This window comes from Polymorphospora rubra, from assembly GCF_018324255.1.
Lineage (GTDB): Bacteria > Actinomycetota > Actinomycetes > Mycobacteriales > Micromonosporaceae > Polymorphospora > Polymorphospora rubra.
Window position 1 is genome coordinate 6,892,052 of the sequence record NZ_AP023359.1, and the last position, 25,123, is coordinate 6,917,174.

Consider the following 25,123-nt stretch of genomic DNA (forward strand, 5'->3'; position numbering starts at 1 on the left):
GCTCCCTCGTTCCTCACCGGTGTCGACGCGTGGCTCAGGAGAGCCCGAGGTCCCGGTCCACAAGATCGAAAAGCTCCTGGTTGCTGGCCACCCGCAGCCGGTCCACCACCTCGGTGCCACCGCCGTGCTCCGCCCCACCGAGGCGTTCCAGCAGACGCTGCAGGCGCAGGGTGACCCGTACCCGGCCGAGGTCGTCCTGGTCGCGCAGCACCAGGGCGCTCTCCAGCTGGTCGAGTTCCTCCACCGTGGGCAGTGCCTCGACGGACGCCTCGCTGACCAGTTCGCCCCGCAGGTGCTCAGCCAGCGCCAGCGGGGTCGGGAAGTCGAAGACCACCGAACTGGCCGGGTTGAGGCCGGTCAGCCGCGCCAACCGGCCGCGCAACTCCACCGCGGTCAGCGAGTCGAAGCCCAGATCCCGGAACGGCCGGGCGCTCTCCAGCGCGTACGGGCTGTCGTGCCCGATGACCTCGGCGGCGGCGGCGCGGACCAGGTCGACCAGCAGCCGGGTCTGCTCGTCCTCGGACAGGTTGGCGAGCCGCTTCCGCAGCTGGGTCAGGACCTCGTCGCCGTCGGCGAGGGTCTGCTCCGGCGCGACCGCCAGCGCCGCCACCTCGGGGATCTCGCTGATCAGCGGCCGGGACCGGGCGGAGGCGAAGAGCGGCGCGAACCGGACCCAGTCCACGTCGGCGACGGTGACCTGCGGGCCGGGCGCGGCGACGGCGGCGCGCAGGGCGGCCATCGCCGGCTCCCGGTCGAGCAGGGTGACGCCACGCCGCCGCATCGCCGCGGCGAGTTCGTCGCTGGCCATGCCGCCCCCGGACCAGGGTCCCCAGTTGACCGACAGGACCCGGGCCCGACCGGCCGGCCGGGACTGGGCGAACGCGTCGAGGAAGGCGTTGCCGGCCGCGTACGCGCCGTGGTCGCCGACGCCCCAGGCCGCCGAGATGGAGGAGAAGTGGACGACCAGTTCGAGCTGGTCCGGGTCGAGGAACTCGGCCAGGTGCCGGGCGCCGGCGATCTTGCCGGAGACCACGTCGGCGAGTTCGTCGGGGCCGACCGCGGCGATCGGGTTCAGCCGTCCGACGCCGGCGGCGTGCAGCACCGCCTGCACGCCGCCGTCACGGCGAAGCTCCTCGGCCAGCCCGGCGACGGCGTCGGGGTCGGCGAGGTCGCAGCCGACGACCCGGGCGCTCGCGCCGAGGTCGGCCAGCTCCGCCACCAACTCGTCGGCGCCGGGCGCGGCCGGACCGCTCCGGCTGACCAGGACCAGCCGTTCGGCGCCGTGCCGGGCGAACCAGGCGGCGGCGTACCGGCCGATGGCGCCGGTGCCGCCGGTGATCAGGACGGTGCCGTGCGGCTGCCAGCCGGGTCCGTCCGGCGCGCCCGCCCGGCTCGCCCGGGCCAGCCGGCGCAGGTGCACACCGGTCGCCCGGACCGCCGCCTGATCCTCCTGGTCGCTGTTCAGCAGGACGCGTACGGCGTGTCCGCCGGTCGCCGCGTCCAGGACGGCGGGCAGGTCGAGCAGGCCACCCCAGTGGGCCGGGTGTTCCAGGGCGGCGACCATGCCGAGGCCCCACGTGGTCGCCTGGGCGGGGTTCACCACCGGGTCACCGGTGCCGGTGCTGACCGCCTGGCGGGTGAGCAGCCACAGTCCGGCGGCCGGCAGGACGCCGGTCACCGCCTGGATCAGCGCCAGGTTGGCGGTGAGCCCGGCCGGTACGGCGGGATGGTCGGGCCGGGGCCGCTCGTCCAGCGCCAGCAGGGACACGATCCGGGTCGCGCCACCGGGCTCGGCGAGCCGGCCGGCCAACTCGTCACGGGTGGTGGCGGCCGGGTCGACCACCAGGGTGCGTACGGTGCCCCCGGGCCCGGCCAGCAGGCCGGCGAGCTGATCGGCGACATCGGTCGCGCCGGGCGGGGTGACCAGCAGCCAGTCGCCGGGCGCCGGCGCCGTGGCGGGCTGCCGCACCGGCCAGGTGATCTGGTAGCGCCAGCCGTCGGCGAGCGCCCCCTCCCGCTGCCGCCGACGCCAGTCCGCGAGGTCGGGCAACAGGTCGCGCAGCGACCGGTCGGGGTCGAGCCCGACCCGCTCGGCGAAGGCGTCGCCGTCCTGCTCGACGACGGCCTGCCAGAAGCCGTCATCCCCGGTGGCGGCCGCCTCGGCGGTCGGGACCGCACCGCCGGTGAGGGTCGGCCAGAACCGGTCGTGCTGGAAGGCGTACGTGGGCAGCGGCACCGGGGCGGTGGCCGGCAGCAGTGCGGTCCAGCCCACCGGCACACCGTGGCAGTGCAGTGCCGCCAGCGCCCCGAGCAGGGTGGCGACCTCGTCCCGGCCGGACCGCTGGGTGCCGGTCACCAGCATCCGGTCCTCGGCGCGCAGCAGGTCGGCGGCGAGCGCGGTCAGCACCGTGTCCGGGCCGACCTCCAGTACGGCGGTGACCCCGTGGGCGGGCAGCCGGTCGACGGTGTCGGCGAACCGGACGGCCTCCCGGACGTGCCGCACCCAGTAGTCGGCGGTCCGCAGTTCGTCGGGGTCGGCGGGCGCGCCGGTCAGGTTGGACAGCACCGTCAGGGTCGGTGGGGCGTACTCGAGGGTGGCCGCCACGGCGGCGAAGTCGGCCAGCATCGGCACCATCAGCGGGCTGTGGAAGGCGTGGCTGACCCGCAGCCGCTTGGTGCGTACGCCGTCTTCACCGAAGCGGGCGGCCAGTTCGTCCAGCGCGGCCGACTCTCCGGAGAGCACCACGGCGGCCGGGCCGTTGACGGCGGCGACGGCCACCCGGTCGGCGTACCCGGTGAGGGCCGCGAGCACGTCGGCCTCAGCGGCGGCGACCGCGAGCATGCCGCCGCCGGCCGGCAGGGCCTGCATCAGCCGTCCCCGGTTGCCGACCAGCGTGCAGGCGTCCGGCAGGCTGAACACGCCCGCGACGTGCGCGGCGGTGATCTCCCCGACCGAGTGTCCGGCGACCAGTTCGGGGCGGATCCCCCAGCTTTCCAGCAGCCGGAACAGCGCCGTCTCGAAGGCGAAGAGCGCGGCCTGGGTGAAGACCGTCTCGTCCAGCAGCGCCGCCTCCGGCGTGCCCGGTGCCGCGAACATCACCTCCGTCAGCGGTCGGGGCAGGTGGGTGTCCAGGTGCTGGCAGGCCGCGTCCAGGGCCGCCGCGAAGGCGGGGAAGGCGGCGTACAGGTCCCGGCCCATCCCGGCGTGCTGGGCGCCCTGCCCGGAGAAGAGCACGGCGAGCCGTCCGCCCGGCTCGGCCACCCCCTGGACGAGGCTCGGGTGGCTCTCGCCGGCGGCGAGCGCACGCAGCCCGGCCTGGAAGGTGGCCCGGTCGGGGGCGACCAGCACGGCCCGGTGCCGCAACGCCGACCGGCCGTTGGCCAGCCCGTACGCGATCTCTAGGTCGCCGGCCGCGGTGCCCGGCAGCCAGTCGGCCAGCCGCGCGGCCTGGGCACGCAGCCCGGCCCCAGCAGCCGCCGACACCGGCCACGGCAGCACCGGCAGGGACGCCGGCGCTGGGGTGCCCTCGCCCACCGGCGCCGCCGGCTCGACGGCCGGCGCCTGTTCGAGGATGAGGTGGGCGTTGGTGCCGCTGACCCCGAAGGCCGACACGGCGGCCCGGCGCGGCCGGTCGGTCGCCGGCCACGGCTGTGCCGCGGTCAGCAGCGCGATCGCCCCGGCCGTCCAGTCGACGTGCGGCGAGGGCTGGTCCACGTGCAGCGTCGGCGGCAGTTCGTCGTGCCGCAGCGCCATCACCATCTTGATCACACCGGCCACACCGGCGGCGGCCTGGGTGTGGCCGATGTTCGACTTCACCGAGCCGAGCAGCAGCGGCCGGTCCGCCGGCCGGTCCTGCCCGTACGTGGCGAGCAGCGCCTGCGCCTCGATCGGGTCACCGAGCCGGGTGCCGGTGCCGTGCCCGTCGACGACGTCCACCTCGGACGGGGCCAGCCGGGCGTTGGCCAGCGCCTGGTGGATGACCCGCTGCTGGGCGGGGCCGTTGGGGGCGGTCAGGCCGTTGCTGGCGCCGTCCTGGTTGACCGCGCTGCCCCGCACCACGGCGAGGATCGGGTCGCCGTCGCGCTGGGCGTCGGACAGCCGCTTGAGCAGCACCAGCCCGGCGCCCTCGCCCCAACTGGTGCCGTCGGCGGCGGCGGCGTACGACTTGCACCGGCCGTCGGCGGCGAGCCCGCGCTGCCGGGCGAACTCGACGAAGGCGCCGGGCGTGGCCATCACCGTCACGCCGCCGGCGACGGCCGTGTCGCACTCACCCTGCCGCAGCGACTGGCAGGCCAGGTGGATGGCGACCAGCGAGGACGAGCAGGCGGTGTCCACGGTGACGGCCGGCCCCTGCAGCCCGAACGTGTACGCGAGCCGGCCGGACATCACCGCCGCGGTGTTGCTGGTGGCCTGGTAGCCCTCGGTCTCGGCCCGCGCCGCCAGCAGCAGGGTGGCGTAGTCCTGGCCGTTGGTGCCCACGAAGACACCGGTGCTGGTCTCGCCCAGGTCCGCGGGAGCGAGCCCGGCCCGCTCGAACAGCTCCCAACCGGTCTCCAGCAGCAGCCGCTGCTGCGGATCGGTGACCAGCGCCTCCCGTGGTGAGATGCCGAACAGGCCGGCGTCGAACCCGGCCAGGTCGGCGAGGAACCCGCCCTCGCGGGCGTACGAGGTGCCGGGGCGGTCCGGGTCCGGATCGTAGATCGCGTCGAGGTCCCAGCCCCGGTCGGTGGGAAAGCCGGCGATCGCGTCCCGCCCGTCGGCCACCAGCCGCCACAGCTCCTCGGGGCCAGCCACCCCGCCGGGATAGCGGCAGCTCATCGAGACGATGGCGATGGGTTCGTCCAACGCGGCGGTGGGTCGGGCGGCGGCGGCCACCGGCTCGGCGACGCCGAGGATCTGGTCGGCCAGGTGGTCGACGAGAGCGGCCGGGGTGGGCCGGTCGAAGACCACCGTGGTCGGCAGCGCCAGCCCGACCGCCTCGCCGAGCCGGTTGCGCATCTCCACGGCGCTCAGCGAGTCGAACCCGAGTTCCCGGAACGGCCGGTCGACGCCGATCGCCTCCGCCGAGGTGTGGCCGAGCACCGCGGCGGCGTGCTCCCGGACCAGGTCCAGCAGGGTGCGGCGGCGTTCCGGGGCGGCGAGGCCGGCGAGCCGGGCGCGCAGCGGGGACGCCGGTGCCGTGTCGTCGCCGGAGCGGGTGGCGGCCAGGGCGCGGGCCACCTCGGGAATGTCGCCGATCAGCGGCCGGGGCCGGGCCAGCGTGAAGGTCTGCAGGAAGCGGTCCCAGGTGATGTCGGCGACGACGAGCGTCGACTCGTTCCCGGCCAGCGCCCCGGCGAGCACGGCGACCGCCAGGTCGGGGTGCATGGGACGGATTCCGGAGCGGAACATCTGCCCGGTGCCCTCGGTCGCCACCATGCCGCTGCCGTCCCAGGCGCCCCAGGCGAGCGCGGTGCCGGCAAGGCCGCGCCGCCGCCGGTCCTCGGCGAGCGCGTCGAGGAAGGCGTTGCCGGCGGCGTACGCCGCCTGGTGGCCACCGCCCCAGACCCCGGCGCCGGAGGAGAACAGCACGAAGGCGGTGAGGTCGTCGCCGAGAACCTGGTCGAGGTTGACCGCGCCGGCGACCTTGGCGCGCAGGACGCCGGCCAGCTCGGCGAGGTCGGTGTCGGCCACCGCGCCGGCGTGCGCCACCCCGGCGACGTGGAACACCGCGTCGATCCGGACGTCGCGCCGGGACAGCCCGTCGACCAACGTACGCAACGATTCCCGGTCGGCCACGTCGCAGGCGGCCACGGTGACGGTCGCGCCGTAACCGGTCAGCTCCGCCTCCAGCTCGGCGGCGCCGGTCGTGGCGGCGCCCTGCCGGCCGGTCAGCACCAGGTGGGCGGCGCCCTCGCGGGCCAGCCAACGGGCCACCTGGGCACCGATCGTGCCCAGGCCGCCGGTGACCAGGACGGTGCCGCCGGGCCGCCAACCACCGTCGGCCGGGCGCTCCTCGGTGGCGCGGACCAGCCGGCGGACGAACAGGCCGGAGGCGCGTACGGCGATCTGGTCCTCGTGTTCGATCCCGGCGAGGGCGGCGACCAGCCGGCCGCGGGCTCGCTGGTCGGGGTCGGCGGGAAGGTCGACCAGGCCGCCCCAGCGGTCCGGGTGCTCCAGCGCGACGACCCGGCCGAGGCCCCAGACCAGCGCCTGATCCGGCCGGTCCACCGGGTCGGCGCGACCGGTGCTGACGGCACCGCTGCTGACGCACCAGAGCGGGGCCGTCACGCCGGCGTCGCCGAGCGCCTGCACCAGGGCGAACGTACCGGCGAGCCCGGCCGGCACCACGGGGTGGGTCGGGTGCGGGGTGCCGTCCAGGCCGAGCAGGGAGCACACCCCGGCGACGGACGCCGGGTCGGTGCCGCGCAGCAGGTCGGCCAGGGTGGCCCGGTCGGCATCGGTGACCGTGATCAGGGTGGCCGTCGCACCGGCCTCGGTGAGCGCCCGGACGACGGCGGCGGTCAGCGGCGCGTCGGCGTACGCGGCCGGCACCGGCACCAGCCACGTCCCGGACAGTACGGCGGTCGTCGGGACGGTGGCGGGCTTCCAGCGCACCCGGTAGCGCCAGGTGTTCACAGTGGACCGGTCGCGGCGGCGCCGCCGCCAGGCGGCGAGCACGGGCAGCGCCTCGTCCAGGCGGCGGGCCTGCGTGCCGTCCAGCCGCATCGCCTCGGCGAGCGCGCCGGCGTCGGCGCGTTCGACGGCATCCCAGAACTGCCGGTCCGCCGGTTCGTCGGCGGTCGCCACGGAGCCGGCCGGCATCGGCGCGTCCGGCCAGTACCGCTGGCGGTGGAAGGCGTACGTGGGCAGCTCGACCCGGCGGGCACCGGCGCCGGTGTACCACTGGGTCCAGGTGACCGGGATGCCGTGGACGTGCAGTTCGGCAAGAGCGTGCAGCAGTGCGTGTGCCTCGGGCCGGTCGCGGCGCTGTACCGCCACCGACGAAACTTCGTCGGGGAGCAGGTCCGCGTTCATCGCGGTCAGTACGCTCTGCGGGCCAATCTCCAGGAACGTGTCGACGCCAGCCGCTTGCAGGGCGCTGACCCCGTCGGCGTAGCGGACCGCTTCTCGCACGTGCCGGACCCAGTAGTCGGGGTCGCGCAGCGTGTCGGCGTCGGCGACCGCACCGGTCACGTTCGACACCACCGGCAGCAGCGGCTCCCGGAACGTCAACCCGCCCAGCACAGCCTGGAACTCGGTCAGCATCGGGTCCATCAACGGACTGTGGAATGCGTGACTCACCCGCAACCGACGCGTCCGCACCCCCTGCCCGACCAGAACGCCTCGACCCCGTTCAGGGCATCGTTCGCACCGGAGACGACCACCGCCGACGGGCCGTTGACCGCCGCGATCCCGACCCCGGCTAGCCCGGTCAGGGACTCCCGTACCGCCGCCTCGTCAGCCGCGACCGCGAGCATGCCGCCACCGGCCGGCAGTGCCTGCATCAACCGGCCCCGCGCCGCCACCAGAGCACACGCATCCGCCAGGGACAACACCCCGGCCACATGAGCAGCCGTCACCTCACCGATCGAATGACCACCCACATAGTCCGGGACGATCCCGAACGACTCGACGAGGCGGAACAGCGCCACCTCGATGGCGAACAGACCGGCCTGGGTGAAGGCCGTCTGATCCAACAGGTCTGCCTGCGGCGTCCCGGCCTCGGCGAACAGCACCTCCCGCAACCCCTGCGGCAGCAGGCCGTCCAGGTGACCGCACACCTCGTCCAACGCGGTCGCGAACACCGGGAACGACGCGTACAACTGACGCCCCATCCCGGCCCGCTGCGCACCCTGACCCGAGAACAACACCGCGAGCTGACCACGCGGCGACGCCTCGCCGGTGACGACCGCACCGGACGGGACACCGGACGCCAGACCACGCAGCCCGGCCAGCAGATCATCCCGGCCCTCCGCCAGCACCACCGCCCGGTGATCCAGGACCGAACGGGCCGTCACCGACGACCAGCCCACATCCACCGGACGAAGGTCGCCGTCCCCGGCCAGCCAGGCGGCCCACCGCTCGGCCTGCCCGGCCACAGCCGTCGCCGAACGCGCGGAGACCAGCACCGGCACCAGCGTCGCGGGGTCACCGGCAGCAGCCGGCCCATCTTCGACCAGCTCACCGTCGACGACGGGCGGTTGTTCGAGGATGACGTGGGCGTTGGTGCCGGAGATACCGAACGACGACACCGCCGCCCGACGCGGCCGATCCACCACCGGCCACGGCATCGCCTCGGTCGCCAGCGCGACCGCCCCAGCCGTCCAGTCGACGTGCGGAGACGGCTCATCCACATGCAGCGTCGGCGGCACCACACCGTGCCGCATCGCCATGACCATCTTGATGATCCCGGCAACACCCGCCGCGGCCTGCGTGTGCCCGATGTTCGACTTGACCGAACCCAGCCACAACGGCCGGTCCGCCGGCCGGTCCTGCCCGTACGTGGCCAGCAGCGCCTGCGCCTCGATCGGATCACCCAGGGTGGTGCCGGTGCCGTGCGCCTCGACCGCATCCACATCACCGGGCGCCAGGCGGGCGCTGGCCAACGCCTGCCGGATCACCCGCTGCTGCGACGGACCATTCGGCGCCGTCAAACCATTCGACGCACCGTCCTGATTGACCGCACTACCCCGCACGACGGCGAGAATCCGCCGACCATCGCGCTGCGCGTCGGACAACCGCTGCACCAACAGCATCCCGACACCCTCGCCCCAACCCGTACCGTCCGCAGCGCCGGCGAACGCCTTGCACCGCCCATCGACCGCCAAGCCCCGCTGCCGCGAAAACTCGATGAACGTGCCCGGCGTTGCCATCACGGTCACACCACCGGCCAGGGCGTAGTCGCACTCCCCCGACCGCAACGCCTGCGCCGCCAGGTGCAACGCCACCAACGACGACGAACACGCCGTGTCGACGGTCACCGCCGGGCCCTCCAGCCCGAACGTGTACGCCACCCGACCAGAGATCACACTGCCCGAGTTACCCGTACCGATATAACCCTCGACACCCTCACCCACACCAACAAGCTGCGACGCGTAGTCGTGATACATCACCCCGGCGAACACACCGGTCCGGCTGCCCCGCAACCGCTGCGGATCCAACCCGGCGGATTCGAACGTCTCCCACGACGTCTCCAGCAGCAGTCGCTGTTGCGGATCCATCGCCAACGCCTCACGGGGCGAGATGCCGAAGAAGCCGGGGTCGAACTGTGCCGCGTCGTGGAGGAAGCCGCCATGCCGGGCATACGACGTGCCACTGCGGTCCGGATCCGGGTCGAACAGACCATCCAGATCCCAACCCCGATCAACCGGAAACTCCGAAACCCCGTCACCACCGGCCGCCAACAACGACCACAACTCATCCGGCGACGACACCCCACCCGGAAAACGACACGCCATACCCACGATCGCGACCGGCTCGTCGACACCCACCGCCACACCAGCAGCAGCACCCGACACCACCGCCGGAACCCCGACCAACTCCTGATACACATGCTCCGCCAGAACCAACGGCGACGGATAGTCGAACACCAACGTCGACGACAACCGCAGACCCGTCGCCGCATTCACCCGGTTACGCAGATCCACCGCCGTCAACGAGTCGAAACCCAACTCCCGAAACGCCCGGTCAGCCGGCACCCGCTCCGCACTACCATGCCCCAACACCTGCGCCACCAGACCCCGAACGAGAACCCCGACCCGCTCCCGGGCCTCCTCGACGGGCAGCCCGACCAACCGGGCAGCCCAACCACCCTGACCCGCCTGCCGACGCGACGACGACGACACACCCAACAACACCCGCAACAACGCCGGCACCGAACCGGTGGCACCGGCCTGAACCCGCATCACCGCCAGATCCAGCACCGCCGGCACCAACACCGGCCGGCCAGCGGACACCGCCGCGTCGAACAACTCGACACCGACCTCGGCACTCATCGGGGTCAGCCCCGCCCGGGACGCCCGCGCCCGGTCGACATCGCCAACCGAGGCGGCCATCCCGTCGACGTCCCACATACCCCAGGCCAGCGACACCCCCGGCAGGCCGAGGCCACGCCGGTGGGTGGCGAGGGCGTCCAGGAACGAGTTCCCGGCCGCGTACGCGGCCTGGCCGGGTGATCCCCACACGCCGGCGATCGACGAGAACAACACGAACAGGTCGAGGTCCAGACCGGCGGTCGCCTCGTGCAGCCACCAGGCGGCATCCACCTTCGGCGCCAACACCGACGCCAGCCGCTCCGGCGTGATCCCGGTGAGCACGCCGTCGTCCAGAACACCGGCCGCGTGCACCACACCGGCCAGCCGGCCGGACGCGGCGATCCGACCGACCAGGTCGTGGACCTGGGCCCGGTCGGTGACGTCGCCGGTCACCACCTCCGCCCGGGCACCCAGTGCGGTCAGCCGGTCGACCAGGTCGGTGGCGCCCGGCGCGGCGGGCCCCTGCCGGGATACGAGCAGCACCGACCGTGCCCCGTACGCCCGGACCAGGTGTTCCGCGACCAGCGCACCCAGCGCGCCGGTGCCGCCGGTGACCAGTACCGTGCCCTCGCCCACCGCCGGACCGTCACCGGCCGGTGGCGCGGTGCGGACCAGCCGGGGGCTCAGCGGTTCGGCGCCGCGCAGTGCGACCTGCCCGCCCGTCCCGGCCGGATCGGCGGCCACCGTGGCGAGCACGGCGAGCATCTCGGGGTCAGGGTCGCGGTCGACGTCGGCGAGGACGATGCGTCCCGGGTGTTCCGACTGCGCGGACCGCAGCAGACCCCACAGGGCGGCCCCGGCCAGATCGGCGATCCGGTCGCCCGGTGCCGCGCTCACCGCACCCCGGGTGAGCACCACCAGGCGGGTGTCGGCCAGTGCGTCGAGGGCGAGCCAGGCCTGCACGACCGCCAGCACGTCGCCGGTCGACGACCGCACCAGCCCGGGTACGGCCGGGGTCGTCGCCTTCCCCGGGCCGTCGGTGGCAGCGGTGGTGGCAGGCAGCAGGAGCAGGGCGGGGGCCGGGCGGTCCGGGGCGACCACGTCCGCCACGGCGGCGTACGCGGCGACGTCGGGCAGGCCGGGGCAGCCGGCGCCGAGAACGGCCCAGTCCGGCGTGGTCCCGGCCGGTGCGATCCGCTCCGGCTGCCAGGTCACCTCGAACAGCGACCGACCGACCGCGCCGGACGCCGGTACGCCGCCCAGTTCCCGCAGTACGAGGGAGTCCACCGACACCACGGGGGTGTTCGTCTCGTCCACCGCCACCAGGCGCACCGCGGAGCCGTCCCGGGTCAGCCGTACCCGCAGCCGGGCCGCGCCGGCGGCATGCACCTGCACGCCCTCGAACGCGAACGGCACGCTCGGTCCGGTCCCGTCGCCGTCGGACAGCAGCAGGCCCACCGGGTGCAGCGCCGCGTCCAGCAGCGCCGGGTGCACCCCAAACGCCCCCGCGTCGGCGCCGACGTCCGTGGGCAGCGCCACCTCGGCGAAGACCTCCGCCCCCGCCGTCCACAGTCGACGCAGACCTTGGAAGACCGGCCCGTACGACAGGCCACGCTCGGCCACCGCCGGATACCAGCCGGTGAGGTCCACCTCGGTCGCCGCGTTCGGCGGCCAGGCGTCGAGGCCCGGCTCCTCGGGCAGCGCCGGCTCCAGCACACCGTCAGCGTGCCGGGTCCAGCCGGCGTCCGGGTCGTCCTCCGGCTGGGAGTGCACGGTGACCGGGCGGACGCCCGAGTCGTCGGCGGCGCCCACCCGTACCTGGACCCGGACCCCGCCGTCGGCGGGCAGCACCAGCGGTACGCCGAGGGTCAACTCCCGTACCCGGGCGGCACCCGCCTCGTCGCCGGCCCGCACCACCAGTTCGATCAGCGCCGTACCCGGCACCACGACCGTCCCGGCGACGACGTGGTCGGCGAGCCAGGAGTGGGAGGTGGCCGCGATCCGGCCGGTGAGCAGCACCATGTCCTCGCCGGCCACCGCCACCGCCGCGGCGAGCAGCGGGTGCCCGGCCGCGCCGAGACCGGCGCCGGAGACGTCGACGAGCCGGCCCGCCGGTTCCAGCCAGTACCGCTCGCCCTGGAAGGCGTACGTGGGCAGGTCGACCGGGCGTCCGCCGCCGAGTTGGCCGGCCCAGTCGACCGGGACGCCGTCGACGTGCAGCCGTGCCATCGCCTCCAGCAGCGCGCGTGGTTCCGGCCGGTCCCTGCGCAGCAGGGGCACCACCACCGGGTCGGGCGCGTCGGCGGCCCGCCCGGCGAGGCAGTCCTGGGTCATCGCGGTGAGCACACCGGCCGGCCCCAGCTCCACGAACACTCCGACGCCCGCCTCGACGAGCGTGTCGACGGCGTCGGCGAACCGCACCGCCTCGCGTACGTGCCGTACCCAGTAGTCGGGGTGGCACAGTTCCTCCGGTCCGGCGACCCGGCCGGTCAGGTCGGACACGACGGGAATGGTCGGCGGGTGGTAGGTGAGCCCGCCGGCGACCGCGGCGAACTCCGCCAGCATCGGGTCCATCAGCGCGCTGTGGAAGGCGTGGCTGACCCGCAGCCGCCGGGTCCGCGTACCCCGGTCGGACCAGACCGGCTCCAGTTCGTCGAGCGCGGCGGCGGGGCCGGAGACGACCACGGCGGCGGGGCCGTTGACGGCGGCGACGTCGAGCCGGCCGGGCACCCGCGCCAGGGAGTCCCGTACGGCGGTCTCGTCGGCGGCGACGGCGAGCATCCCGCCACCGGCCGGCAACGCCTGCATGAGCCGGCCGCGCGCGGCGACCAGGGCGCACGCGTCCGCGAGCGACAGCACCCCGGCCACGTGCGCGGCGGCGATCTCGCCGATGGAGTGGCCGACGAGGAAGTCGGGCCGCAGGCCCCAGCGCTCGGCGAGCCGGAACAGTGCCACCTCGACGGCGAACAGGCTGGCCTGGGTGAAGACCGTCTGGTCGAGCAGGTCGGCCTCGGGCGTGCCCGGCTCGGCGAACATGACCTCGCGCAACGGCCGGGGCAGCAGCGGGTCGAGCAGGTCGCACACCTCGGTCAGGGCGTCGGCGAAGGCGGGGAACGCGGCGGCGAGGTCACGGCCCGTCCCGGCCCGTTGGGCGCCCTGACCGGAGAAGAGGAACGCCAGCCGGCCGCGCGGGACGGCGGCACCGGCGGAGACGTTCGCGGCCGGTTCGCCCGCCGCCAGCGCGCGTAGCCCGGCGAGCAGGTCCGCGCGGCTCTCGGCGAGCACCACGGCACGCTCCGGCAGCGTGGCCCGGGGCAGCGACGACACGGCGACGTCGACCGGCCGGACCGCCTCGTCGGCGGCGAGCCGGTCGGCCCACCGCCCGGCCTGCCCGGCGAGGGCGTCGGCACCGCGGGCGGACAGGAACACCGGCGTCAGCGGCAGCGGTTCGCCGGTCGGTTCCGGCTCCTCGGCGGCGGGGGCCTGTTCGAGGATGACGTGCGCGTTCGTACCGCTGATCCCGAACGACGACACCGCGGCCCGGCGCTCCCGGTCGACGGCCGGCCAGGCACGGGCCTCGGTGATCAGCGACACCTGACCGGCGGACCAGTCGATGTGCGGGGAGGGTGCGTCGACGTGCAGGGTGGCGGGCAGCCAGCCGTGCCGGATCGCCTGCACCATCTTGATCACGCCGGCCACGCCGGCGGCGGCCTGGGTGTGGCCGATGTTGGACTTGATCGAGCCGAGCCAGAGCGGCTGGTCAGCGGACCGGTCCTGGCCGTACGTGGCCAGCAGCGCCTGCGCCTCGATCGGGTCGCCCAGCGTGGTGCCGGTGCCGTGCGCCTCGGCGACGTCCACGTCGGCCGGGGAGAGCCGGGCGCTGGCCAGCGCCTGCCGGATCACCCGCTCCTGCGACGGGCCGTTCGGGGTGGTGAGCCCGCTGCTGGCACCGTCCTGGTTGACCGCGCTGCCGCGGATGACGGCAAGGATCCGGCGGCCGTCGCGCTGCGCGTCGGAGAGCCGCTGGAGCAGCAGGACGCCCACCCCTTCGGACAGGGCGGTGCCGTCGGCGGCGGCGGCGAACGACTTGCACCGACCGTCCGGGGCGAGGCCGCGCTGCCGGGAGAAGTCGGCGAAGACGCCGGGGGTGGCGAGGACGGTGACGCCGCCGGCCAGCGCCAGGTCGCAGTCGCGCTGGCGCAGCGCCTGCACGGCGAGGTGCACGGCGACCAGCGACGACGAGCAGGCGGTGTCGACGGTCACGGCCGGCCCCTCGAGGCCGAGCGTGTACGCCACCCGCCCGGAGACCACGCTGCCGGAGTTGCCGGTGCCGATGTAGCCCTCGACGCCGTCGGGCAGGTCCAGTACGCGGGAGGCGTAGTCGTGGTACATCACGCCGGCGAAGACGCCGGTGCGGCTGCCGCGCAGCCGGGTCGGGTCGATCCCGGCCGACTCGAAGGCCTCCCAGGCGGCCTCCAGCAGCACCCGCTGGTGGGGGTCCATGGCGAGGGCCTCGCGGGGCGAGATGCCGAAGAAGCCCGGGTCGAATTCGGTGGCGTCGTAGAGGAACCCGCCCCGGTCGGCGTACGAGGTGCCGGGCCGGTCCGGGTCGGCGGAGAAGAGCCGGTCGAGTTCCCAGCCCCGGTCGGCGGGGAACTCCCCCGTCCCCTCCCGCCCTTCGGCCACCAGGTTCCACAGGTCGGCCGGGTTGCGTACGTCGCCGGGGAACCGGCAGGCCATCCCGACGATGGCCATCGGTTCCCGGTCCTTCGCCTCCACCTCGCGCACCCGGCGGCGAGCCTCGCGCAGGTCCGCCGTCGCGCGCCGGAGGTACTCGAGGAACTCTTGCTCAGTGGGCATCGCGACGCTCCGTATCGGGATTCGAGGTCCGTGACATGCGGCGTCAGGCCGTTCCGAGTTCGTCGTCGAGGATGCTGAAGATCTCCTCGGCGCTGGCGGAGTGCAGGCCGGCATCGGCCGCCGGGTCGTCGGTACGGGGCTCGGCGATGGTCCAGAGGGAGAGCAGTTCCCGCAGTCGGGCGGCGACAGCGGTCCGGTCGGTGTCGTCGGCCGCGACCGACTTCATGGCGTTTTCCAGCTTGTTCAGGTCGCCGAGTACGGACAGCGCGGAGGTGGTCCGCTCGGCCAGCAGCCCGCCCCGCAGATGCCCCACCAGGGCGGTGGTGGTCGGCCGGTCGTAGATCAGCGTGGCCGGCAGGCGCAGGCCGGTGGCGGCGGCGAGCCGGTTGCGGAACTCCATCGCCATCAGCGAGTCGAAGCCCAGCTCGACGAAGCCCCGGTCCTCGCCGATGGCCCGGAACGACGGGTAGCCGAGGACCGCCGCGGCGTGGGTGCGGACCAGGTCGGACAGGACCCGGTCCCGCTCGGCCTCCGGCGTGGCGGCCAGGGTCTCCCGCAACGCGGCCGGGTCGCCGCCGGCGGCGGCCCGGGTCGGGGCGGCGGTGCGGACCAGGCCGTGCAGCGGCCGGGGCAGCGCCGACCCGAGCCGGCCGAGCGCCGCCAGGTCCAGCCCCACGGGTACGACCACCGGGTCGCCGCCGCGCAGCGCCTCGGTGAACAGCTCCATGCCCTCGTCGGGGCCGAACGGGCGGAAGCCGGCGCGGCGCATCCGGTCCTCGTCGACGTGGCCGTCCCGCCCCTCCTCGTTGGCCCAGGGGCCCCAGGCCATCGAGGTGACGGCCAGCCCCCTGGCCCGCCGGTGGTGGGCGAGGCCGTCGAGGAACGCGTTGGCCGCGGCGTGGTTGGCCTGGCCGGGAGCGCCGAACAGGCCGGACGCGGAGGAGAACAGCACGAACGCGGCGAGGTCCAGCTTCTCGGTCAGCTCGTGCAGGCGCCAGGCGGCATCGACCTTGGGCCGCAGCACCCGGTCGAGGCGGTCCGGGGTGAGTGCGGCGAGGATGCCGTCGTCCAGGACACCGGCGGCGTGCACCACGCCGACCAGTGGCGCGTCGGCGGGAATCTCGTCGACCAGGACGGCCAGCGCGTCCCGGTCGGTGACGTCGCAGGCCACCACCCGCGCGGTCGTACCCGCCGCGGCCAGTTCCCCGACCAGGTCCCGGGCACCGGGAGCGTCCGGGCCGGTGCGGCTGACCAGCAACAGGTGCCGTACGCCGTGCCGGGCGGCCAGGTGCCGGGCGAGGTTGCGGCCCAGCGCGCCGGTTGCCCCGGTGACCAGTACGGTGCCGCCGGCGAGGTCGGGCGTGGTCGACTCCGACGGCGGTGGCGCGAGCCGGCCGAGCCGGGGCACCCTCAGCTGGCCGTCCCGGATGGCGAGCTGCGGCTCTCCGGTGGCCAGCGCCGCCGGCAGGGCGGCGGCGGAGCGCGGGTCCGCGTCGAGGTCCACCAGGACGATCCGGTCCGGGTGCTCGGACTGTGCGGAGCGCAGCAGCCCCCACACCGTGGTCGCCGGCAGGTCGTCGACCCGGTCGGTGTCGACGGCGTACGCGGCGCCTTGGGTGGTGACCACCAGCCGGGCCGTTGCCAGGGCGTCCTCGGCGAGCCAGGCCTGGGCCACGGCCAGGATCTCGTGGCTGATCAGGTGTGCGGCCCGCACCGGGTCCGGCTCGTCGGTGCGCCGGCCGGCGGCGACGACGACCGCGTCGGGCACCGGCGCGCCGGCGCGCAGGGCGGCGGTCAGCGCGGGCAGGTCGGCGTACCCGTCGGTGTCCTCCTGGCCGAGGGCGACGATCCGGGCCGGATGCCCGGCGGCCACGGCGGGGGCGGGAGTCCAGTCGAGCCGGTACAGCGACCGGTTGGCGGTGCGTCGGGCGGCGTCGAGCTGGTCGGCGGAGATCGGCCGCAGCACGAGCGCGTCCAGCGACGCCACGGGTTCGCCGCCGGTGTCGGTGACGGTCAGCGCCACCGCCGACGGGCCGACGCGCAGCCGGACCCGCAGTTCCCGGGCGCGGGTGGGTTCGATGGCCAGCCCGGTCCAGGCGAACGGCAGGCCCGGCCGGACGGCGTTCTCGCCGTCGGCGGCCGGCCGGCCGGCGACGCTGGCGCCGACGGCGTGCAGCGCCGCGTCCAGGAGCGCCGGGTGCAGCGTGAAGGCGTCGGTGTCGACGTCGTCGTCGAGGGCGACCTCGGCGAGGATGTCGTCGCCGGACCGCCAGGCGGCCCGCAACGCCTGGAAGGCCGGCCCGTAGTGGTAGCCCATCGCGGCGAGGTTCGGGTAGAGGTCGTCCAGCGCCATCGGTTCGGCGTCGGCGGGTGGCCAGGCGCCGGTCGCAGCGGTGGCCACCGGCCGGGTCGGGGCGAGCAGGCCGGTGGCGTGGCGGCGCCACTGCCGGGCCGCGCCGGGCTGGCCGGTGCCGTCGTCGACGTGGGAGTGCACGCTGACCGGCCGGTGCCCGTCGGGGTCGGCGGCGCCGACCCGGACGCGCAGGTCGACGGTGCCGTCCTCGGGCACGGCCAGGGGAGCTTCCAGGGTGAGTTCGTCGACGTAGGCGGTGCCGACGTGGGAGCCGCTCCAGGCGGCCAACTCCACCAGCGCGGTGCCGGGCAGCAGGACGGTGCCGAGCACGGCGTGGTCGGCGAGCCACGGATGGGTGGCGAGCGAGAGCCGCCCGGTGAGCAGCAGTCCTTCGTCGCCGGGGAGGTCGGCGACGGCGTTGAGCAGCGGGTGGTCGGCCGGGTCGAGCCCGACGGCCGGCAGGCCGGCCCGCCCGGTCCCGGTGCGCGACAGCCAGTACCGCTCCTTCTGGAAGGCATAGGTGGGCAGGTCGGTCAGTGGTTCGGCGGCGGCCAGGACCGCCCGCGGGCGCACCGGCAGGCCGTGTACGTGGGCGGTGGCGAGGCTGGTCACCAACCGCACCGCGTCGTCGCCACCGCGCCGCAGGGTGCCCAGCACCTGCCCCGCCACGCCGGCGTCCTCCAGGATCGCCGTCAACGGCGGCCCCAGGACCGGGTGCGACGACACCTCCAGGAAACCGCGGTAGCCGGCCTCGATCGCCACCCGCACGGCCGGGTCGAACAGCACCGGACGGCGCAGGTTCATCGCCCAGTAGTCGCCGTCCAGCTGGGAACCGTCGACCCACTCGCCGGTCACCGACGACACCATCCGGGTGTGCCCCGGCCGCGGAGCCACCTCCGCCAACTCGACCCGCAGGCGGTCGGCGACCTCCTGCACCGCCGCGGAGTGCGACGCGTAGTCGACCGGCATCACGCGCGCCTTCAGCCCGTCCGCGGTGCATTCGGCGACCAGTTCGACGAGCACCTGGCGCGGTCCGGCGACCACCACGGCGCGCGGTCCGTTGTACACGGCGATCGTCACGCCCTCGGGCAGCCGTGCCGCCGCCTCCTGCGCCGAGCAGTCGAGCGCCGCCATCGCCCCGACGCCGGACAGCGACGTCAACGCCTGGGCCCGCAACGCCACGATCTTCACGGCGTCCGCCAGGGTGAGCACCCCGGCCACGTACGCGGCGGCGACCTCACCCTGCGAGTGGCCGATCACCGCCTGCGGAACCACCCCGACGTGCTCCCAGACCCGGGCGAGAGCGACCGCGACCGCGAACATCGCCGGCTGGACAATCTCGGTGCGTTCCAGCCACGACTCGTCCGTACCGGTCAGCACCGACACCAGATCGATGTCGCTCCACCGGGCCAGCTCGACCTGGCACTCGGCGATGGCCTGATCGAACACCGGGCAGGCTCCGATCAGCCCGGCGGCCATCCCGACCGACTGGGTGCCCTGCCCGGGGAAGACCGACACCAGCCCTTCGCCCAGGTCGGCGGCGCTGCCGGTGACCACACCGGTGGCGGGGACACCGGCGGCCAGCGCGTCGAGCCCGGCGAGCAGGTCGTCGCGGTCGGCGCCGATCACGCCGGCCCGGTGCTCGAACACCGACCGGGTGGTGGCCAGCGACCACGCCACCCGCGCCGGCTCCACCGCCGGCTGCTCCCGTACGTACCGGGCCAGCCGGGCGGCCTGCGCGGCCAGGGCGGGGCCGGACCGCGCCGACACCGACCAGGCCAGCGGTCCCGGGGACACCAGCGCGGTGTCGGCGGGAGACGGTCCGGGCGCCTCGTCGGGTGCGGTGGTCGGTTCGTCCGGCTGCTCGATGATCACGTGGGCGTTGGTGCCGGAGATGCCGAACGACGACACCGCCGCCCGGCGGGGCCGGTCCACCGCCGGCCACGGCCGCGCCTCGGTCACCAGCGACACCGCACCCGCCGACCAGTCGATGTGCGGAGACGGCTCGTCGACGTGCAGGGTGGCGGGCACCACCCCGTGCCGCATCGCCAACACCATCTTGATCACCCCGGCGACACCGGCCGCGGCCTGGGCGTGCCCGATGTTCGACTTGATCGAACCGAGCAGCAACGGCCGCTCCTCGGGCCGGTCCTGCCCGTACGTCGCCAGCAGCGCCTGCGCCTCGATCGGATCACCCAGCGTCGTGCCGGTGCCGTGCGCCTCCACCACGTCCACGTCGGTGTGCGACAGGCCGGCCGACGCCAGCGCCTGCCGGATCACCCGCTGCTGCGACGGGCCGTTCGGCGCGGTCAGCCCGTTCGACGCACCGTCCTGGTTGATCGCGCTGCCCCGGACCACGGCGAGGATCTGGTGGCCGTTGCGTCGGGCGTCGGACAGCCGCTCCACCAGCAGTATGCCCACGCCCTCGGCCCAGCCGGTGCCGTCGGCCGCGGCGGCGAACGACTTGCACCGGCCGTCGGCGGCCAGGCCGCCCTGCCGGGAGAACTCGGCGAACGTGTCCGGGGTGGCCATCACGGTCACGCCGCCGGCCAGGGCCAGGTCACACTCGCCGCGACGCAGCGCGGAGACGGCCAGGTGCAGGGCGACCAACGACGAGGAGCACGCGGTGTCGACGGTGACCGCCGGGCCCTCCAGGCCCATCGTGTACGACACCCGGCCGGAGATGACGCTGTGCGCCCCGCCGGTCATCAGATAGCCCTCGGTGCCCTCCGGCGCCTCGGTCAGCCCCGAACCGTAGCCGGAGGCCGACGCGCCGACGAACACCCCGGTACGGCTGCCGCGCAGGGCGTGCGGGTCCAGCCCGGCCCGTTCCAGGACCTCCCAGGACGTCTCCAGCGTGAGTCGCTGCTGCGGGTCCATCGCCAGGGCTTCCCGCGGTGAGATGCCGAAGAAGGCGGGGTCGAACTGCGGCACGTCGTAGAGGAAGCCACCGGCGGGGGCGTACCCCGGGTCCTGTCCGTCGGGAAGGTCCCAGCCCCGGTCGGTGGGGAAGGGTGCGACGGCGTCGACGCCGTCGGCGACGAGCCGCCACAACTGCTCCGGGCCACCGGCACCGCCGGGGTAGCGGCAGGCCATGCCGACGATCGCGACGGCCTCGTCGGTGCCGGCGGCGACCACCGGCTCGGTCGGCGCGGCGGCGGCCGCACCGAACGCGGTGACCCGCAGGTGGGCCGCCAGCACGGCCGGGGTGGGGTGGTCGAAGACCAGGGTGGACGGCAGGCGCAGCCCGGTGGCCTCGTTCAGCCGGGTCCGGAAGTCGACCGCGGTGAGCGAGTCGAAACCGAGGTCCTTGAACGGGCGGCCGCGCAGCTCGCCGGGCGTGGCGTGGCCGAGCACCCGGGCGGTCTCCTCGTTGACCAGCCGGAGCAGTTCCCGCTCCTGCTCCGTCTCGGACAGGCCGGCCAGGTGGGCCAGCGCCTCGGCGGGCGCGCCGGCCGCGGCGGACTCGGCCTCCTCGATCGCCAGGGCCAGAACCTGGGGGATCTCGGAGATCAGCGGGCTGGGCCGGGTGATGGTGAACGTCGGGTGGAACCGGCTCCAGTCGACGTCGACGACGGTGACGCAGGGCTGCTGCCGCTGCACGGCCCGGTCGAGCGCGACGAGGGCCCGCTGCGGGTCGATGGTGGGCAGACCCATCCGGTGCAGCGCCTCGACGCCGGCATTCTTCGACGCCATGCCGTCGGCGCCGCCCCAGGCGGTCCAGGAGATGGCGGTGGCGGCCAGGCCGCGGTCCCGGCGGTTCCAGGCCAGCGCGTCGAGCACGGCGTTGCCCGCCCCGTACGCGCTCTGCCCGGCACTGCCCCAGATGCCGGAGACGGACGAGAAGAGCAGGAACGCGTCGAGCTTGCGGTCGGCGAGGCAGCGGTCCAGGTGCACGGCGCCGAGCACCTTGCCGGCGACGACAGCGGAGAAGCCGTCGAGGGTGGTGTCGTCGATCGAGGCGAGGTGGTCGAGGCCCGCCGCGTGCACCACCACGCTCAACTCCGGCAGCGAGTCGACCAGCGCGGCGACGGCCCGCTCGTCGGTCATGTCGCAGGCGACCGCGCTGACCCGCCCGTCGTACTCGCCGAGCAGCCCGGCCAGGCCGGGGGTGTCGGCGCCCCGCCGGGCGGCGAGGACGACGTGCCGGGCGCCCCGGTCGAGCAGCCAGCGGGTGAGGTGGCCGCCGAGCGCGCCCGTACCGCCGGTGACCAGGACGGTGCCGCCGGTCCACCAGTCGCCGGCGGGCCGTTCGGGGGCCGGGGCCGCTGCCGGGGTGAGCCGGCGGGCCCAGACGCCGCCCGCCCGGACGGCCACCTGGTCCTCGCCGCTGCGGCCGGCGAACACGGCGGCCGCGCGGGCCAGGAGGCGGTCGTCGGCGGTGGCGGGCAGGTCGACCAGTCCGCCCCAGCGTTGCGGCGTCTCGAGGGCGGCGGCCCGGCCGAGGCCCCAGACCAGGGTCTGGAGCGGGTGCTCGACCCGGTCGACGGGACCGGCCTTGATCGCGCCGCTGGTCAGGCACCAGACAGGTGCCGTCAGGTCGGTGTCGGCCATGGCCTGGAGCAGAACCAGCACGATGGCCGCGGCGGCGGTCGTGCCGGGGTGTTCCGGCAGCAGCCGGTCCTGGCCGGCCGCCACGGCGAGCACGCCGTCGAACGGGCCGTCGGCGGCCGCGGCGCCGAGCCGGGCGGCCAGCTCCGACCGGGTCAGGTCGTCGGAACCGAGCACGACCGGAACCGGTTCGGCGCCACCGTCGCGCAGCAGCCCGGGCAGCCGGTCCGCCCACGCCGGCGCGTCGGCGGCGGGGAGCAGGACCAGCCACCGGCCCGCCGGCCGGTCCTTCTCGTCGACCGGCACGGGCTTCCAGGTCACCTGGTACGACCAGCCGTCCACCGCCGAGTGGTCGCGCCGGTTACGGCGCCAGGAGGCGAGCACCGGCAGGGCGGGCAGCAGTGCCGCCACCGGGTCCCGGTCGGCGCCGGCCGGGTCGGCACCGAGCTGGCCGCGCAGCGCCGCGACGTCGGAGTGCTCCACCGCCGCCCAGAACTCGGCGTCCTCGGTGCCCGGTCCGGCCAGCTGCGGGGCCGGCGGCCGCTCCGGCCAGAACCGCTGCCGGTGGAACGCGTACCTGGGCAGCGGCACCCGGCGCGGCTCGGCACCGGCGAACAGCGCCGCCCAGTCGACCGCCGTGCCGGCGACGTGCAGTTCGGCCAGGGCGGTGAACGCGGACTCCGGCTCGGGGCGGTCGCGGCGCAGCAGCGGCACCGCGGCGGGGCCGTTGTCGTCGTCGCCGTCGGCGGCAAGGATCTCCCGGGTCAGCGCGGTGAGCACCCCGCCCGGGCCGACCTCCAGGAACGCGCCCACGCCAGCGCCGCGCAGGTGGGCGACACCGTCGGCGAAGCGGACGGCGTCCCGCACGTGCCGGACCCAGTAGTCGGTCGTACGGATCGAATCGGGGTCGACCGGGGCGCCGGTCAGGTTGGACACGATCGGCAGGGTCGGCTCGCGCAGCTCCAGCCGGTCCAGTACGGCGGCGAAGTCGGCGAGCATCGGGTCCATCAGCGGGCTGTGGAAGGCGTGGCTGACCCGCAGCCGCCGGGTGCGGACACCGTCGGCCGTGAACTGGCGTTCCAGGTCGTCGAGGGCCGCCTCGGCGCCCGAGAGCACGACGGCGGCGGGGCCGTTGACCGCGGCCACCGCGACCCGGTCCGCCAGGTCGGCGATCGCCGCCCGCACGTCGTCGTCGGACGCGGCGACCGAGAGCATGCCCCCGCCCGCCGGCAGCGCCTGCATCAGCCGACCCCGGGCGGCGACCAGCGCGCCGGCGTCCGGCAGCGACAGCACACCCGCGACATGGGCGGCGGTCAGCTCGCCGATCGAGTGGCCCATCAGCACGTCCGGGGTGATCCCCCAGGACTCCAGGAGCCGGTGCAGGGCCACCTCGACGGCGAACAGCCCGGCCTGGGTGAAGACCGTCTGGTCCAGCAGGGCGGCGTCGGCGGTCCCCGGCTCGGCGAAGAGCACGGGGGTGAGCGGCCGGGGCAGGTGCCGGTCGAGTTCGGCGGTGACCTCGCCGAGCGCGCGCGCGAAGACCGGGAACGCCGCGGCCAGCTCCCGTCCCATGCCGGGCCGCTGCGAGCCCTGGCCGGAGAAGAGGAAGGCGAGCCTGCCGCCGCCCGGGGCGAGCCCGGTGACCAGGCCCGGGGCGGTTCCGTCGGCGGCGAGCGTACGCAGGCCGCGCAGCAGGTCGGCGCGGTCGGCGGCGAGCAGCACGGCGCGCTGCTCCAGGACGCCGCGGGTGGTGACCGACGACCAGCCGACGTCGACCAGTTCGCCGTCGTGGTCGGTGTCCAGCAGGTCCGCCCAGCGGCTCGCCTGGGCGGCCAACGCCTCGCCGGCGCGGGCTGACAGCAACACGGGCACCAGCCCCGCGCCCGTCACCGGGGCCGGGTCGACCGGTGCCGCCGGCCGGGTGACGGATGCCGCCGGCTGGGAGGTGTCGGTGGCGTCCGTCGCCGGCGCCGGGCTCTCGGTGGGCGCCTCCTCGATGATCACGTGGGCGTTGGTGCCGCTCATGCCGAACGACGAGACCCCGGCCCGTCGGGGCTGTTCCCCGGCCGGCCAGGCAACCGGCTCGGTGACCAGGGACACGGCCCCGGCCGACCAGTCCACCTCCGGGGTCGGGGCGTCGACGTGCAGGGTCGCGGGGATGCGCTCGTGCTGGAGCGCCAACACCATCTTGATGACACCGGCGACGCCGGCGGCGGCCTGGGTGTGGCCGATGTTCGACTTGACCGAGCCGAGTCGCAGCGGCCGGTCCTCCGGCCGGCCCTGTCCGTACGTGGCCAGCAGCGCCTGCGCCTCGATCGGGTCGCCCAGGTTGGTGCCGGTGCCGTGGGCCTCCACCACGTCCACGTCGGCGGACGACAGGCGGGCGCTGGCCAGTGCCTGCAGTACGACCCGCTGCTGGGACGGCCCGTTGGGGGCGGTGAGGCCGTTGCTGGCGCCGTCCTGGTTGACCGCGCTGCCCCGGACGACCGCCAGTACGGGGTGGCCGTGGCGCCGGGCGTCGGAGAGCCGCTCGAGCAGCAACAGGCCGGCGCCCTCGCCCCAGCCGGTGCCGTCGGCGGCGGCGGCGAACGACTTGCACCGGCCGTCGACGGCCAGGCCGCGCTGCCGGGAGAAGCCGACGAAGGTGGCGGGGGTGGCCATGACCGTGGAACCGCCGGCCAGCGCCAGGTGGCACTCGCCCTGGCGCAGTGCCTGGCAGGCGAGGTGCAGCGCGACCAGCGACGACGAGCAGGCGGTGTCCACACTGACCGCCGGCCCCTCGATGCCGAGCACGTAGGAGATCCGGCCGGAGACCACGCTGGCCGCGGTACCGGTGAGCACGTACCCCTCGACGCCGGGCGGCGGCGGCTGGAGCAGCGCCGCGTAGTCCTGGCCGGAGGTGCTGGCGAACACACCGACCTGCTGACCGCGCAGGGTGGCCGGGTCGATGCCGCCGTGTTCGAACGCCTCCCAGGCGGTCTGCAGCAGCAGTCGCTGCTGCGGGTCCATGGCCAGGGCCTCACGGGGCGAGATGCCGAAGAAGGCCGGGTCGAACTCCGCCACGTCGTGCAGGAACCCGCCGTGCCCGGTGTACGAGGTGCCGGGGTGGTCCGGGTCCGGGTGGATGAGTCGTTCGAGGTCCCAGCCCCGGTCGGTGGGGAACTCGGAGATGGCGTCGCCGCCGGTGTCGACCAACTGCCACAGGTCCTCGGGCGACCGGACCCCGCCCGGGTACCGGCACCCCATGCCGACGATGGCGATCGGCTCGCGCTGCGCGTTCTCCAGGTCGCCGAGCTTGCGTCGGGTCTGGTGCAGGTCGGCGGTGACCCACTTGAGGTACTCGCGGAGCGTGTCTTCAGTCGCCATCAGCGCCACCTTCACGGGCCGGAGGAACCAGACGAC

Annotated in this window: 3 protein-coding genes; all 3 read right to left on the bottom strand. The window is 75.2% G+C overall.

The features are described 5' to 3' along the window. Nucleotides 1-34: 34 nt before the first annotated feature. Genes Prubr_RS38365 through Prubr_RS30650 form a run of 3 tightly spaced genes read right to left on the bottom strand, consistent with a single transcriptional unit; the run spans nucleotide 35 to nucleotide 25,087 of the window. Complete coding sequence (locus tag Prubr_RS38365; RefSeq protein ID WP_425517956.1) at nucleotides 35-7,306, bottom strand: type I polyketide synthase; 7,272 nt, start codon at nucleotides 7,304-7,306, stop codon at nucleotides 35-37. Next, a complete protein-coding gene (locus tag Prubr_RS38370; RefSeq protein WP_246567867.1) occupies nucleotides 7,282-14,817 on the bottom strand; it encodes a type I polyketide synthase in 7,536 nt (2,511 codons plus the stop codon). Before Prubr_RS38370 ends, Prubr_RS38365 begins: the two co-directional genes overlap by 25 nt. Nucleotides 14,818-14,860: 43 nt before the next feature. Beyond that, nucleotides 14,861-25,087, bottom strand: a complete 10,227-nt coding sequence (locus tag Prubr_RS30650; protein ID WP_212818407.1) for a type I polyketide synthase — start codon at nucleotides 25,085-25,087, stop codon at nucleotides 14,861-14,863. Between the last annotated feature and the right edge of the window lie 36 nt (nucleotides 25,088-25,123).

What these genes read in the sequence shown, in the direction of transcription:
- Prubr_RS38370 (WP_246567867.1), bottom strand. Translation starts at nt 14,817, where the DNA reads ATGCCCACTGAGCAAGAGTTCCTCGAGTACCTCCGGCGCGCGACGGCG.
- Prubr_RS30650 (WP_212818407.1), bottom strand. Translation starts at nt 25,087, where the DNA reads ATGGCGACTGAAGACACGCTCCGCGAGTACCTCAAGTGGGTCACCGCC.